Annotated in this window: 14 protein-coding genes; 7 read left to right on the top strand and 7 right to left on the bottom strand. The window is 37.5% G+C overall.

What is annotated here, in order from left to right; translation table 11 throughout:
- Positions 1-178 precede the first annotated feature (178 nt).
- Both L8T27_RS06245 and L8T27_RS06240 read left to right on the top strand, forming a co-directional pair.
- Positions 179-454, top strand: a complete 276-nt coding sequence (locus L8T27_RS06245; RefSeq protein ID WP_233314633.1) for an ACT domain-containing protein — start codon at positions 179-181, stop codon at positions 452-454.
- 17 nt (positions 455-471) lie between these two features.
- Positions 472-1,833, top strand: coding sequence for a PFL family protein (locus L8T27_RS06240; RefSeq protein ID WP_237941145.1), 1,362 nt, complete (start codon positions 472-474; stop codon positions 1,831-1,833).
- Between the two features lie 27 nt (positions 1,834-1,860).
- Here L8T27_RS06240 and L8T27_RS06235 read toward each other — a convergent pair whose 3' ends face one another.
- Complete coding sequence (locus L8T27_RS06235) at positions 1,861-2,901, bottom strand: YkvI family membrane protein (protein ID WP_233314636.1); 1,041 nt, start codon at positions 2,899-2,901, stop codon at positions 1,861-1,863.
- A 247-nt stretch (positions 2,902-3,148) separates the two neighbouring features.
- Between L8T27_RS06235 and L8T27_RS06230 the strand changes: the two genes are divergently transcribed.
- Entirely contained in the window at positions 3,149-5,296 is a 2,148-nt protein-coding gene (locus L8T27_RS06230; protein WP_237941144.1) for an ATP-dependent Clp protease ATP-binding subunit, read from the top strand.
- A gap of 36 nt (positions 5,297-5,332) precedes the next feature.
- Here L8T27_RS06230 and L8T27_RS06225 read toward each other — a convergent pair whose 3' ends face one another.
- Positions 5,333-5,851 (bottom strand): SF0329 family protein, encoded by a 519-nt coding sequence (locus L8T27_RS06225; protein ID WP_237941143.1) that lies wholly within the window; start codon positions 5,849-5,851, stop codon positions 5,333-5,335.
- A 267-nt stretch (positions 5,852-6,118) separates the two neighbouring features.
- Between L8T27_RS06225 and L8T27_RS06220 the strand changes: the two genes are divergently transcribed.
- On the top strand, positions 6,119-7,249 hold the full coding sequence (locus L8T27_RS06220) for a CamS family sex pheromone protein (RefSeq protein WP_237941142.1): 1,131 nt from the start codon (positions 6,119-6,121) through the stop codon (positions 7,247-7,249).
- A 138-nt stretch (positions 7,250-7,387) separates the two neighbouring features.
- Positions 7,388-7,660, top strand: coding sequence for a DUF2642 domain-containing protein (locus L8T27_RS06215; protein ID WP_237941141.1), 273 nt, complete (start codon positions 7,388-7,390; stop codon positions 7,658-7,660).
- A gap of 65 nt (positions 7,661-7,725) precedes the next feature.
- On the opposite strand, the gene L8T27_RS06210 is transcribed toward L8T27_RS06215, so the two are convergent.
- Entirely contained in the window at positions 7,726-9,423 is a 1,698-nt protein-coding gene (locus L8T27_RS06210; RefSeq protein WP_237941140.1) for a M3 family oligoendopeptidase, read from the bottom strand.
- Positions 9,424-9,624: 201 nt separating this feature from the next.
- Positions 9,625-10,068, bottom strand: a complete 444-nt coding sequence (locus tag L8T27_RS06205; protein ID WP_237941139.1) for a MarR family winged helix-turn-helix transcriptional regulator — start codon at positions 10,066-10,068, stop codon at positions 9,625-9,627.
- A gap of 252 nt (positions 10,069-10,320) precedes the next feature.
- On the opposite strand from L8T27_RS06205, the gene L8T27_RS06200 reads away from it, so the two are divergent.
- Complete coding sequence (locus tag L8T27_RS06200) at positions 10,321-11,808, top strand: PAS domain-containing sensor histidine kinase (protein ID WP_237941138.1); 1,488 nt, start codon at positions 10,321-10,323, stop codon at positions 11,806-11,808.
- A 446-nt stretch (positions 11,809-12,254) separates the two neighbouring features.
- Here the strand turns inward: L8T27_RS06200 and L8T27_RS06195 are convergent, their stop codons facing one another.
- Both L8T27_RS06195 and L8T27_RS06190 read right to left on the bottom strand, forming a co-directional pair.
- On the bottom strand, positions 12,255-12,515 hold the full coding sequence (locus L8T27_RS06195; protein ID WP_233314647.1) for an aspartyl-phosphate phosphatase Spo0E family protein: 261 nt from the start codon (positions 12,513-12,515) through the stop codon (positions 12,255-12,257).
- Between the two features lie 375 nt (positions 12,516-12,890).
- Complete coding sequence (locus L8T27_RS06190; RefSeq protein WP_237941137.1) at positions 12,891-14,063, bottom strand: pyridoxal phosphate-dependent aminotransferase; 1,173 nt, start codon at positions 14,061-14,063, stop codon at positions 12,891-12,893.
- A 186-nt stretch (positions 14,064-14,249) separates the two neighbouring features.
- Between L8T27_RS06190 and L8T27_RS06185 the strand changes: the two genes are divergently transcribed.
- On the top strand, positions 14,250-15,038 hold the full coding sequence (locus L8T27_RS06185) for a carbon-nitrogen family hydrolase (RefSeq protein WP_233314649.1): 789 nt from the start codon (positions 14,250-14,252) through the stop codon (positions 15,036-15,038).
- A 28-nt stretch (positions 15,039-15,066) separates the two neighbouring features.
- On the opposite strand, the gene L8T27_RS06180 is transcribed toward L8T27_RS06185, so the two are convergent.
- Complete coding sequence (locus L8T27_RS06180) at positions 15,067-15,648, bottom strand: DUF2087 domain-containing protein (RefSeq protein ID WP_233314650.1); 582 nt, start codon at positions 15,646-15,648, stop codon at positions 15,067-15,069.
- Positions 15,649-15,676: the final 28 nt, after the last annotated feature.

Genomic DNA, 15,676 nt, shown 5'->3' with positions numbered 1-15,676 from the left:
TGTTTTAGGAAGGAACGTTTTCTCTCTTTTAACGTGTACAAATTGTAATTGTCTTTTTTATAAGAACCACTACCTTAAGCTTACATAATTTTAGGGGGTAGCAGCAGAATATGCAGTAACAACTAAAACTTTGTAAGGCGTTCTTAACAAAAGACCATCATTATAATGAGGTGATATCATGCAGCAACGACGTGCAGTTGTAAGTGTAGTAGGTAAAGATCAAGTAGGAATTATCAGCAAGGTGACTACTATCATATCAGAAAACAATGTCAACATTTTGGATATTAGCCAAACGATTTTACAGGACTTTTTTACGATGATGATGATAGTCGATATTACTCAAAAAGAAAATCTCGATGAGTTGCGCCAGCAGCTGGATGAATTGGGCAATCAGCTTGGTTTAAAAATTAATATCCAATTAGAAGACATATTCCAATCCATGCACCGTGTCTAAGAAAGAAGGGAAAAAAAGTGAAAATTGCATTAAATGAAATGATGGAAACCATCAATATGGTCCAAATGGAGAATTTGGACATCCGTACAGTTACAATGGGGATAAGCCTGTATGATTGTGCTGACTCTGATTTCAATAAAATGAACAGCGCTGTTTATAAAAAAATCACTACTTATGCAAGCAAGCTTACAGAGGTTGCCCAAGCAGCGGAAAAAGAATATGGGATCCCTATCATCAACAAACGGATTTCTATTACTCCAATTGCTGAAATTCTTGGAAATGCAACAGTAGAACAAGCAATTGAGCTGGCAAAAACTTTGGATAAAGCAGCAAAAGACTTGAATGTTGACTTTATCGGCGGCTACTCTGCATTGGTTCATAAAGGCATCACAAAAGGTGATCAAACACTGCTTGATGCACTGCCTGAAGCGCTTGCTGTAACAGAAAGAGTATGCTCATCTATCTCTGTTGCTACTACAAGGACTGGAATCAATATGGATGCTGTGAAACAAATGGGAATTATCATTAAAAACGCAGCGGAACGGACGAAAGACCAAAACGGATTAGCATGTGCAAAACTAGTTGTCTTTTGTAATCCTGTTGAGGACAATCCATTTATGGCTGGTGCTTTCCATGGAGCTGGTGAAGGAGAAGTTGTTCTTAATGTTGGCGTCAGCGGACCTGGTGTTGTGCTTAATGCATTGCGAAAATATCCTGATGCAGATTTAGGAGAGGTTTCTGACATTATTAAAAAGACAACTTTCAAGATTACCCGTGCTGGTGAGCTGATTGGTCGAGTGGTAGCAGAACGCCTAGGGGTTCCATTTGGAATTATGGACCTGTCTTTAGCACCGACGAATGCTATTAATGACAGTGTTGCTGATATATTGGAAGAAATCGGTCTTGAACGTGTCGGTACACACGGAACGATTGCAGCACTTGCACTTATGAACGATGCTGTGAAAAAAGGTGGCGCAATGGCAAGCTCCTATGTTGGCGGCTTGAGCGGAGCGTTCATTCCTGTCAGCGAAGACAATGGTATGATTCGCGGAATTCTTGATGACAGCTTAACATTGTCAAAACTAGAAGCAATGACATGTGTCTGCTCTGTTGGACTTGATATGATTGCACTTACAGGAGACGTTTCACCTGCCACCCTTTCGGCAATTATCGCTGATGAGGCAGCAATCGGAATGATTAACAAAAAAACAACTGCTGTTCGTGTAATCCCTGTACCTGGTAAAAAAGAAGGCGAAATGGTTGAATTCGGTGGCTTGCTTGGCAGAGCTCCAGTTATGGGTGTTAATCCGTACAGCTCTCAAAAGCTTGTTGACCGCGGCGGCCGCATCCCTTCCCCACTGCAAGCACTTATTAACTAACAAGTAAAAATGTCTGGCTCTTTGGAGTCAGACATTTTTTTGTGGAATCGGCTTTGCCCATAACAGCAGTAAAAAAACAAGGCTTATATACCCAAAAAGCGGATATAGATAAGACAGCAGTGTTCCATAGTGAATGAAACTGATCAAATAAGATACTGCAAAGATTAAGGCAATAATGAGGATGCCCGGGATTTTTATATACTGGTTCAATTGCCTTTCCAACCCGTAAACATTGCCTATGACAGAAGTGAAGATTTCCCCATATATGACAAGAATATATATCCAAGAAAGATTTGGAGCCAGATTTCTCATAATAGACGCCATCGGAATCGCGTAGCTGTCGATATTCTCGAGCATAATTAACGTAAAATGACTCGAAAGAAGGATAAACATTAAAGCAATACCACCGATTATCCCACCCCATTTTACTGTTTCATCATCCCCTATTTCTGAAGCTGCCGGAACAAGTACAGCAATCGCCAAAGAAAGATTTAATGCTGTATAAGAAAATGGAGATGTCAGCCCTTTCCAATCCACCATTGTGTAATCATCAATACGATCCATAAAGCCAGGCAGCTGAATCGACAAAGAAAACAAAATGAAGCTGAAAGTTATCATTATAGGTACTACAAATGTATTAACCGCAAATAATCCCTTCATACCAACAAGCATAACAATTAATGAAAGAATTATGGTAAAGATAACTCCAAAAGATTTGCTTAACCCAAGCTGCTCTTCAAAGACAGCTCCTGCCCCTGACAGCATGACAGCACATACTCCAATAAGCATGATAAGCATTAAGACATTGACTAGACTTCCTGCTATTCTGCCGAACAGAAATATTGTAAATTCCTGATATGATCTCGCTTTTATTTTTACCGATATTCTCATTAGTTTTGAGCCTAAATAAGAGAATATTAGACCAGAGGCAAGTATCCCAAACAAACCGATCATGCCAAACTGAGAGAAAAATTCTACTATTTCTTTACCTGTTGCAAAACCAGCTCCCACAACAGTACCTACATATACAGCTGCAAGCTGAAAGGCTCCACTCCATTTGTTTTTCACATATTTCCCTCCTTATCTAATCTATATGACAAAATGGACAAACAATGACGAGCATTTTCTTTGTAATCTGCTTTTATTTCCGCTAAAGTGTCTGTAATCTTTCCTTTTTCTTAGGTGGATTTTTAAAAGGACCATTAAATTTCCAATAATTTCATCAGGCAAAATAGTTGAAAGTCAAAAAAGGTCAAAGTATAATCATAATTACAAAAGGTCAAAATTGATCAAATTCCAAAAGGAGGATTTTTATATGAAATGTCAAATATGCCAAACTAACCATGCAAATGTGAGCCTGCGTTTTGTTCTAAATAATGAAGAAAACAATGTAAATCTATGCCACAGCTGCTATCAAAAAGAAAAACAAAAAATGACATCTAACCAAATGTTTTTCCAACAATCTTCCCCTTTTGATGAATTGTTTAAATCATTTAATCAAAACTTTCAACAATCAGGGGCAAGCAAAGAAAATCAAGAAGCTCCATCTCATAAAACAAATGGTATTTTAGATAAATTCGGAAAAAACTTAAATCATTTAGCTCATGCAGGTCTGATTGATCCAGTTATCGGCCGCGAGAATGAAATCGACAGAGTGATTGAAATATTAAATAGAAGAAATAAAAACAACCCAGTCCTGATTGGTGAGCCAGGTGTTGGTAAAACAGCAATCGCAGAGGGCTTGGCGCTTAAAATTTCAGAAGGCAATGTACCTAAGAAATTAAAAAACAAAGAAATCTATTTGCTTGATGTCGCTTCCTTAGTAACAAACACAGGCATACGCGGTCAGTTTGAGGAACGTATGAAGCAAATTATTCTGGAAATCCAAGAAAGAAAAAATGTTATCGTCTTTATTGATGAAATTCATCAGCTGGTGGGAGCTGGATCAGCTGAAGGCTCTATGGATGCTGGAAATATCCTTAAGCCGGCTCTTGCTAGGGGCGAACTGCATATCATTGGTGCAACAACGTTAAAGGAATATCGCCAAATTGAAAAAGACGCTGCACTTGAACGAAGATTCCAGCCGATCCAAGTGGCTGAGCCAACTGTTTCGGCAGCTGTTGCCATACTAGAGGGAATTAAAGATAAATACGAAAGATTCCATGAAGTAGCTTACACAGATGAAGCAATTAAAGCATGTGTAGAATTGTCACACCGCTACATTCAAGACCGTTTCTTGCCAGATAAAGCAATTGATTTGCTTGATGAAGCCGGCTCTAAAATGAACTTAGCTTCAAGCTACACAAATACAGAGGAAATTGATAACCGTCTAGCAGAGATTGCTAAACAAAAAGAGGCTGTGTTAAAAGAAGAAAACTATGAAGCAGCTGCAAGCTTGCGCAAAGAGGAACAGGAGCTTGAAAAAGCATTAAATAATCCAAATACAGAAAAACCTGTTGTAGATGTTACGCTGATTCAAGAGCTGATTGAGAAGAAAACTGGCATTCCTGTCGGCAAGCTGCAACAGGATGAACAGCAAAAAATGAAAAACTTGGCAGATAATTTAGAAGCTAAAGTCATCGGTCAAAAAGCGGCTGTTCTAAAAGTGGCGAAAGCAATTAAACGAAGCCGTGCAGGTTTGAAATCTAAAAACAGACCAATTGGAAGCTTCTTATTCGTCGGACCGACTGGTGTTGGTAAAACGGAATTAACAAAAACATTAGCGAATGAATTATTCGGAAGCAAAGACAGCATGATTCGCTTAGATATGAGTGAATACATGGAAAAACACAGCATCAGCAAAATCATCGGCTCTCCTCCCGGTTATGTCGGCCATGAAGAAGCAGGTCAGTTAACAGAACAAGTACGTCGCAATCCGTACAGCATCATTCTGTTAGACGAAATTGAAAAAGCACATCCAGACGTTCAGTCAATCTTCCTGCAAATTTTAGAGGATGGCAGATTGACTGACAGCCAAGGCAGAACAGTAAGCTTTAAAGACAGTGTTATCATTATGACAAGCAACGCCGGCATCGGCCATAAACGAATCGTCGTTGGTTTTGAGAATAACGCTGCATTAGAAGAAAGCACTCTGCTTCAGTCATTAGGCAATTTCTTTAAACCGGAATTCTTAAACCGCTTTGATGCAATCGTTGAATTTAAATCATTAGAAAAAGAACATTTGCTAAAAATTACTGATTTATTATTAGAAGACCTTTCAGATGCACTGGCAGAACAGCATATCACTTTGACTGTTACTGCTGAAGCAAAAGAAAAACTGGTAGAACTGGGAACACACCCAGACTTTGGTGCACGCCCGCTAAGAAGAGTCATTCAAGAGCATCTCGAAGACAGCCTTGCTGACTTTATCTTAGATGAACCAGAGGCTGGCGAACTTACTGCCGTATTAGAAGATGATAACATCATCATTAAACAAGTGAACAGCAGCACGGTTGTCCAATAAATGCTTCAACGCTCAGAACATTTCTGAGCGTTTTTTTTACTTATAAACATTTATCCCGCAAGCTTCACATCTTAGCTTGTAAAAGAATTGCACAAGTTCCGATTCTGTTTGGATAGTGTCAAAAAGGCGTATTAACGTCCTTTTACCGACACGTCTATCAAGCAGAGCTAAGATTTTTATCAGCATATTGCTTGATTGCAAGGATACGTGAATTTGTGTGCTGAAGTATTGTTGCAGCCCATCAAAAAAATCAGCTTGGGCAAAGCTCTCCTCCTTCATGCGTTTATGAGCAAAGTCCCCTCTCGCTGTTGTTTTGACAAAACCATCTAAATAATATACGTTAACTGATGTTCTGACATTCTCTAATTTTTTTCGCTCAGCTGTTATTGTACACATATTCCATACTTCTTTTTTATCCACCGTAATAACCGCTCTTCCTAAGTTATCATGGACTTTACGATAATTGATAATCAAAAAATCGACTCTGTTTATTAAGGATGGACTTATAAAGCTTTGTAAATGCTTTTTTACTTTACTCCATTTCGGTGCAAACATATTAAACCTCCAACGGATAATTTACATCTTTTTCCTTCATTTTAACATATACAACAAAAACAGAGCTGTAATATCCAGAAGGTGAGATACTATTTTCATTTAGCTCCCCTACAAATCAGACATCATTTTACTAAAGAAAATCTACATGGTAGAATAAACATTGGCTTTACACTCTATATTTTTGTAATTTAATAAGACATTAACATGTTACCATATAAATGGTATTCATTTTTTCTACATATTTTTACTTGGTTAGGAGCTACTTTAATGAAATACAAGAAATTATTACTGAGTACGGTTTTAGTGACACTGCTCGCTGCTTGTAATAACGACACTGGCAATGGAGGCACAGAAGAAACTGTTCCAACTACTGTCATACAAAACAAAGAAATTTACAGAATTGCAGAGCCCGTTAAAGTAAATATTGCAAGAGGCGCAATAGTAAACAATGTCGATAATCTAGTCGACATTAAAGAGTTGGAAATGGGCTTGATGGATTTATCAACAGACCAATTTCCAACAGATAACTACTATCTGCAAGAAGGGCAATATTTGGATTCAGCAACGATAAACAGCTGGATTGCAAGAAAGTCAGATGACAAAAATGGCTTAAACCCATCGTTAACAGATACTGGCGACATATTAAAGGACGAAAAGAAAAATCCGAAGGTGCTTTCACATGTGCTCGAACAAGATTATGTGAATAGCAAAGGAAAGATTCAAGGCATCTCTTTAGCTGTTTCCTTAAATAAAATCTATTATATTCGAGCAACAGATGCTGCAGGATTGGTTTATACAGACGAAATAAAGGTAGATCAAACAGAAAACGGTAAAAACGAAGTCGAAGAACAAGGGAAAAAAATTGCAGAAACGATTTTGAAGAGAATAAGAGCGAACAGCGATATCCCAGATGTTCCAATATTTTTAACTCTTTATGAAGAAACAAATAAAGGCAATATCGTGCCAGGTAAGTTTTTAGCTTCCTCTTATATTGACAAAAACGACAATACTATTGCTAAATGGAATGACATTAACAGAAAGTATATCGCCTTCCCTTCGAGTACATTTGAAAGCTTAGACCGCTCGTTATCGAATGTTCTTTCGACGCTGGAAGAAGATATACAAACACAGTTTAAATCATTGAACATTATCATGACCGGAAAGCTTCTCTATGAAGAAGACGAGCTGTCCAATATTACCCTTGATATTGAAGCACCTAATATCACCTCTTCTGAAACAACAGCCATGATAGAGTATGTCGGCGGCAAAATTGAATCACAAATACTTCCGGATTATTTACCGATTACTGTTCAACTGTCTGGAACAAATGAAGAATCAAAAGCAATTATGATATGGGACCCTTCTGAAAAAGAAATTAAAACAGAAATATATGAGTAAACGAAAAAACCGGCAAGGAGTATTCCTTGCCGGTTTTTTTTGCCTATATTTCATTCTCTGACTTTAGCACCTTTATGAATGCTTAACATACTTTATTAGTAATAAAGGAGTTGATTCATTAATGCAGCCATTTCAGCAATGGCAACAGCAAACGAAACTGCCCCTTTCCATTATACATTTTCTAAACAATTTCCCGATATAATGAAGCAATTATCCCCTGCTTATACTGTCTCAGCAGAGCCTGTGTTTCTTGATCACCTATTAGACAAAAACCTGCGCGTTATTATAACAATGGGAGCATTAGATGAAGTATGGAGCGGGGTCGCGATTGACCATATTCCATTAACTGCCGGCGATGCTCATTATCATATTCGCTATCCGCACATCGTTTACTTTGTCGGAAAGCCATAGATTATTTCTAAAACGTCTTTAAAAAAAGAAGACTACATCATAATGATGTGGTCTTCTTTTCCTCTTTAAAGCTTGCTGTCATCAACAGATTGAAGCCATGCATCAATTTCTCCAATTACTGATTCCACACAGCCATCTTCAAATGGAGATATCAGGTTTGCTTCCTTCACCAGTTCTGTGAAAGGCAGGCTTCCCCCCAGCTGGCATAGTTTCACATAATCAGCCCAAGCTTCCTCCTGATTCTCTCTTGATCGCTTCCAGAATTGGAAGGCACAAATCTGGGCAAGCGTATAATCAATATAATAGAACGGAGATGTGTAAATATGGGATTGTCTTTGCCAGAAGCCGCCCCCTTCTAGATAGTCATTTCCATCATAATCTTTATGCGGCAAGTATTTTTGTTCAATTTCTCTCCAGGCCTGCTTTCTTTCCTTCGGTGTTGCTTCCGGATTTTCATAAACCCAATGTTGAAACTCATCAACAGACACTCCGTATGGAAGGAAAAGCAAGGAGGAGCTTAAATGGGAAAATTTATATTTATCTGCATCTTCCTGGAAGAACAGGTCCATCCACGGCCATGTAAAAAACTCCATGCTCATTGAATGTATTTCTGCCGCTTCATATGTCGGCCAGTAGTATTCTGGGATATCAAAATTAGCACCGCTTGAATACACCTGGAATGCGTGTCCTGCTTCATGTGTCAATACATCGATATCACCGGAAGTTCCATTGAAGTTAGAAAAGATAAACGGCGCCTTATAATCCTCAATAAAAGTGCAGTACCCTCCGCCGGCTTTTCCTTTTTTAGCGACTAAATCCATCAGTTCATTTTCATTTAACAGTTTAAAAAACTCGCCTGTTTCTTTTGACAATTCATTGTACATCTTTTGGCCATTTTCAAGGATCCATTCTGAATCACCTTTAGGCGCTGCATTACCTGATAAGAAATTGAACGGCTCATCATAAAATTTTAGTTCTTCTACGCCAATTCGGCTCTTCTGTCTTTCTTTTAACTTAGATGCAAGGGGAACAATATGCTCCTTTACCTGCTCTCTGAATTTAGCAACCATCTCTGCATCATAATCTGTGCGATACATACGGTAGTAAGCAAGCTCAACAAAATTATTGTATCCTAATTTCTTTGCGATTTCGGTGCGGACCTTAACCATATCATCATAAATCCGGTCAAGCTGTGCTTCATTTTCCGCTAAAAAGGCAAACTTCTTCTCATTTGCATCCTTCCGGACAGCACGGTCTTTCGATTCAGTAAAAGGCTCCATTTGTGCCAATGTTCTTTCTTCACCCTCAAAATGAATCTTTGCAGAAGCCATTAGCTTTGTATATTCTGTTGAAAGCTTATTTTCCTGCTGCAGCAAAGACATTACTTCTTCGGAGAAGACTTTCAGCTGAGCGTCTGCTAAAGCGAATAATTGTTTGCCCCATTTCGCTTCAAGCTCATCCTTGAATTTCGATTGCACAAGTGCCTCGTAATACTTCGTTTCTAACCCTTCTATTTCAGGAGAGATTTCGTCAATATAATCCTGCTCCTGTTGATAGAATTCATCAGCAGTATCAACCGAATGGCGTATATAGCAAATATTAAACTGTGTGGAAACATTGTTGCGGATCTTATTGATTTTTTCAATTACTGCAATCTGCTGTTCGAGATTTTCAGCAGTTTTAAAGGTTTCTAATAATGCGCCCATCTCTTTTTTTATGCTAGTTACATCTGGTCTTTCGTATGTAAATGCTGAAAATTTCACGTATGTTCCTCCAAGCTATTTTATTTTTCGCAAAGCTTTCATAATTATAGTTGTATAACGGAAATAAATCTAATTTCTTATCCAACTATTCTTATTATACAGCGAGCCTCTATATTCCTGCATTCTTAGTAAAACTAGTTTATACTAATATATTATTAGTATAAAAAAAAGAGGGGTATCTCCCCTCTTTAAACAAATTGGTTATTTTTTTCCGCTGGCAGAAAGACCTAATCTTTTTACAAGCTGTATGACGGTTTCCTTTTCTTCAGTGGAAAGCTCAGACATTAGATCATGAATTCTTTGTTCATGGCTTGGAAAGATTGTTTCGATCATTTCTTTTCCGCTGTCGGTAATGGATGCAATTGTCACCCTTCTATCAGTAGGACAGGCAACCCTTTTCAAATAGCCTTTTTCCTCAAGTTTATCCACAACATACGTGATACTTCCGCTTGCCAATAAAATTTTTCCGCCAATTTGCTGCAAAGGCTGATCACCTTTATGATACAGCAGTTCTAAAACAGCAAATTCTGTTGGATTCAATCCATATGTGTGAATAAGTTTATTGACGTTTTCGTTAATTGCTCGATATGCTCTTGACAGCACAATAAATAATTTTAATGATTGATTTGTTTCTTCATTGCCCATATTTATTCTTCCTTTATATAAAAATATCTCGAATTCAAATTAATTATACTTTTTTTCCTTGTATTTGTCAATTTCTCTTCTTACCATACCCTTTTTTTCCGAATGAATCAACAGGATTGTTTACAGACAATTTGTTTAATCGAAAGATAGGCATCTAGTTGCTTACTTCTTTTGGAATTTATGGTATATTATAAGTTTAGAAACAAATCTACTTAAAACATAAATTGGTTATTTTTAATGGAGAAGATGTGTATGATTGTTAAAAAATTATTAATATATATAACTGTTGCCATCTTCCCGTTTCTTCTGGCAGCAGGGATATTATTGTTTACAAAAGAAAAGGAAGAAGTCGCAAAGCATGAGAGAAATGCATACAGAATTGCTTCTGTTCATCAAAGGCAATGGGATAATTTTATTAATAAAACGATTAACTCATTGAATACTGTCAGCATCATGCTGGAATCCTCTTCAGGTAATTGGGATAAAGCTAAACAAAATATCTTCCTGAAAAAGCTCCTGTTACAGGAGCAAATGTATGGAGGAATTTACATACTCGATCCTGCTGGCAATAGAATTGCTGGAACAGACAGGAAAATTGAAGAAATGGCTATCCCTCAAGAAGATTATGTAAAAGAAGCCATTAAAGCAAAAATTGCAACCGTCTCAAACAAAACAGATTACCTTGTCGATGGACAAAAAGTAATCGGTCTTGCCAAGCCAGTTTTAGATGATCAGCAGCATGTGGTGAACTTAATTATTGCTTATTTAAGGGTCGATTATTTATCGAATGTGATGGAAATGCTCACACCCAAAAGCAATATTGCCGTTATTAGCGAAGAAAAAGAAACTATATTAAGTATGAATAAACCAATATCTCTAAGCAGCTCCACAATTGCCTTGCCTATGAACAGCTTACCTTGGAAGATAATTGTAGAGCAAAAAGAAATTAAAACCAAAAAAATCATAACAAAGAACTGGCCTTTACTGCTCATCTTCTTTATATGTTTTCATTTACTGTATTTTGTCATCATTCTTTATCATCACAAAAAGAAAGCAGACCAAGAAAATAAAGAAAATGAACTGCATAAGCTCGAACTGGTCGGCAATATGGCCGCTAGTTCTGCACATGAAATTAGAAATCCTTTAACTGGCATCAAGGGCCTCGTACAGCTGTTAAGTGAAAAGCATAAGGATGCGGAAGATCAATTCTACTTCTCGATTATTCAAAAAGAGATTAATAGAATTAATGAAATAGTCAGCCAGTTTCTGATTTTGGGCAAACCGACAGAACTTAAAAAACAGCTTTTAAACATTGAAAACATTGTTACAGAATTAAAGCCCCTGATCCTCTCAGAGGCAAATCTTTATAACGTAGAATGTCATTTTGAAATTGCCAAAAAAAAGCTGTTTGTATATTGCAATGCTGATCAAATGAAACAGGTCATTCTAAACATTACGAAAAACGCATTAGAAGCAATGGAAAACGGCGGTACACTGACAATTAAATTAAAAGAATTGAATAATCGTGTCAGCATTACGGTATATGACACTGGTGTAGGTATTCCTGAAACAGAACTGAAAAAGCTGTTTGAACCGTTTTATACATCCAAGTCATCTGGAACAGGCTTAGGTCTTGTCGTATGCAGAAGAATTATTCAATCATTCAATGGGGAGATATATCTTTCAAGTGTGGAAAACAAAGGTACGAAAGTGGATATTATCCTGCCGTTAAATTCATAACAAAACATATCAGAGCCTTTAGCAAAAAGTCCTTATCTATATAAGGGCTTTCTACATTTCTTAATGAGGCGAGGCGACGATGGCTCTTGCTTTCATACTTTATTAAAAACTCTTAGAAGGGATATAGTGATAGATGCTAATCTTAAATGCGTAAACTGTCCATAACCCTTCAGCATTAATCGAAGGTTTTGTTTTGTCATCATCCTTCATGCTGTTTTTCTTAATAAAAGAAAACTTTCCTTATGTACAAAAACATCGTTACTTTTCCAGATAAAATAATGCATGGCGCAAAATCGAAATGACTTTACCTGATTTGTTACAAGAAACTCTCGTTGTCTTTTATATTTGGAATATAACAGATTGTCCCAAGGAGGCGAGAAGAAAGGATATTGACTTTCAGCCATTAACGTATTCTTTTTTAAATGGAAGGCAATGTTGTAAATGTTTCATAGTATCTCTGAAATCTTTTTGTGCTGGTAGACGAGATGCTTTGGCCATACGATCATTGATTTATAGGATTTTTTCACAAAATTCATCTTTGTCTTTTGCAGCCGCACATGCAATTGATACTGAAAAATCAGCTCATCGAGTTCCTGACTGTATCGGACTGTTTCCTCACTCGTATACCCTGAACGTTGTGCTTCCTCAATCATCACCTCTCTCTTCTTTTGGATAGCAAGCAGTAATTCTTGTTTCCTCGGTTGCACTTTCTTTTCCTCCTAATCGTATTTATATTAATTATTTGTAAAGACAAATTCACGTTTACTTGATGAATTATTACAAGAAAATAAATAAAAGTAAATAGAATCGCAATATTAGACATTTTTTTCTTTAAAATAGGTATTTGGAATTAGAATAGTCAAAAAATAACTGGATTTTCGACAAATAAACCTTCAAAAACCTCCATAACCCCCCAAAAACATGAAGCGCTTTCATTTTGTTTTTGAAAAATATTATTGTTTAAGTGCTTTTTATCGCTAAATCACCATACAAAATTTTACATTATTTAGCCTTTATTTTCGACGTTTTCTTTCAGAAAAGGAAAAACCCGCCTGCTTTACTTTACGACGGGTTTTTGCAAGTTATTCATTAGCCAGCTTTCTGAGCCGTTCTACAGCCTCTAAAAGCCGTTCTTCTGATGTGAGCAAGCCTGCTCTGACATATCCTTCTCCATATTCTCCAAATCCTGTTCCTGGCGCTACAGCAATATGAGCCTTCTCTAATAAATAGTCTGCAAACTGCTCAGAAGTATAGCCGTCAGGTACCTTCAGCCATGCAAAAAACGAGCCGCTCGGCGCCTCCACCTTCCAGCCGATACTTTTTAATCCATTGATGAAGACATCCCTTCTTCGTTGATACATGCTGTTTAGCTTGTCTACTTCCTCAAGGGAACTGGTCAGAGCTGTGATAGCTGCTTCTTGTACTGCTCCGAACAAACTGACATACAGATGGTCTTGGTAAAGGTTTAGTGCAGAGATTATACTTTTGTTTCCTACTGCAAAGCCTACTCTCCATCCTGCCATATTAAATGTTTTCGATAAGGTGTAGATTTCAATGCCGGCATCCTTCGCTTTCGGGGCGGAGAGAAAACTGATTGGTTTTTTTCCGTCAAATCCAATTGCTCCATAAGCAAAATCATGAACTACACAAATATCATGTTCAAGGCTTAGAGATACTGTTTCTTGGAAGAATTCACTCGTCGCCGTAGCCCCAGTCGGATTATTGGGATAATTTAAGAACAGCAATTTTGCTTTCTCCAGCACAGAATTAGAAAGCTTACTATAATCTGGAAGAAATTGATTCTTCTCTTCAAGAGGCAGCATTACCATCTCACCTTGTGCAAGTGCCACACCTGACAAATAATCAGGATAGCCAGGGTCTGGCAGCAGCACCGTATCACCTGGATTAAGAAGACATTGAGGTATTTCCACTAAACCAGCTTTTCCTCCGAACAAAACAGCCACCTCTGTTTCCGGGTCCAAATCTACGGCGTATTCTCGCTTGTAAAATTCAGCAACCGCTTTTTTTAAGGCAGGATAGCCTCTAAAAGGGGAATATTTATGGTTGATTGGCTTTTCTGCAGCATTCTGCAGGCTTTTAACAATATACTCAGGTGTTGGTTGGTCAGGATTGCCTTGACCTAAATTAATTACATCACAGCCCTTTTCGGTGTACGACGCTACCTTTTCTACAAGAGATGCAAAAAATTGAACTGGGAGTCTGTCTAACAAGGCTGATTGACGATATTCCTTCATTCCTTCTACCTTCTTTCTAAATTAATACACGTATTTTAATACAGTCGTCTTTTTTCTTGATGCACTTCACCTAGAAAATATATAATATTCAAATTATTTATGTTATAAAAGAAGCAAGGGAAGTAAACGTAAATGTTGTTTTTCATTATAAGCGATAAAATTCAAGATGAATAGAGGGTGATTTTTCTGGAATGGAACATAAGCATCATTCAAATGGATATTGTTTTTGGTGATCCAAAGCAGAATTTTCTTGCTGCTGAAAAATGGATTAAAGAAGCCTGTGCAGGAAAGCAGACAGATATTGTCATTCTGCCAGAATTGTGGACGACAGGCTATGATTTGCCACATCTTGACACTATTGCAGATAAACATGCAGAGAAGGCAATCAGCTTTTTGCAACATCTCGCTAGGAGCTATCAAGTTCACATTATCGGAGGTTCTGTTGCCAATAAAAAGGAGGATGGGATTTTTAATACACTTCTTGTCATTAATAAAGAAGGAGAGTTAATACATACTTACGACAAGCTCCATTTATTTAAACTCATGGATGAACATCTTTATTTACAAAGCGGAACAGCAACTGGGCTCTTTCAGCTGAATGGAGAAACGGCAGCAGGTCTGATTTGCTATGACATTAGATTTCCGGAGTGGGTCCGTACACACACTTCCAAAGGAGCTAATGTGCTGTTTGTATCAGCAGAATGGCCGCTTGCAAGGCTTGCTCATTGGAGAGCACTCTTAATTGCCAGAGCTATTGAAAATCAGTGCTATGTGGTCGCATGCAATAGAAGCGGTTCTGATCCTGCAAATGTGTTCGCAGGCCATAGTATGATAATTGATCCATGGGGAGAAATTGTCGGAGAAGCAGGAGAAAACAGTGAAATCCTAGCACGGACCATCGACCTAGCTAAAGTATCCGAGGTACGAAACATGATTCCAATTTTCTCTGATAGAAGACCAGAATATTATGGATAAGAAATAGGGATGGATGATTCTATCCCTATCATTTTGCCCACATTTCCTCCGGGTTCAATTCATAAATATTATTTTCCCTATACATGAAATGGTTAATGATAAATTCTCTGCGAATCGTCGCATAATCATCAAAAAACCTTTTGATATATTCATTTAATTCTTTCTCTTCGTATTTTATGCCTTCTTTAAGCCCCTTTATGATATGGCGAAAGATGATTAATTTCTTCTTTCTTTGTGCAGGGATATTCTTAAGCCTTCCGTCTGAACCGATAAAATTCTCGATAATCTTAGCTGCTTCTTCATTATTCCTATTCATATCCAACGACTGCTCTCCTTTCTCCAATAGAGACAATTTAACAAGCGCTTCTGCCTGTTGGGAAATGACTGATTTATTTAAATAAAAATAAATCGTGTTTTTTTCTCTTCGTTCATACACTACATTTATTTCTCGCAGTTTCTTTAAATGGTGTGTGATAGTAGGTGCTGTCAATCCTAATTTGCCTGCAAGAGCAGTACCATTCCACGGCTTTGCTGCTAGTAAAGCAATAATTCTGATTCTTGTTGGATCACCGATTGTTTTGTGGAAAGCGACCAGCCTGTCTAACTGCATATAACCACTCCTAAATTAGATAATCATC

The sequence above is a fragment of the Niallia sp. Man26 genome, from assembly GCF_022049065.2.
Classification (GTDB): Bacteria; Bacillota; Bacilli; order Bacillales; family Cytobacillaceae; genus Niallia.
Note: the sequence above shows the minus strand (reverse complement) of the source record. Positions and strands in the feature narration are given on the sequence as shown.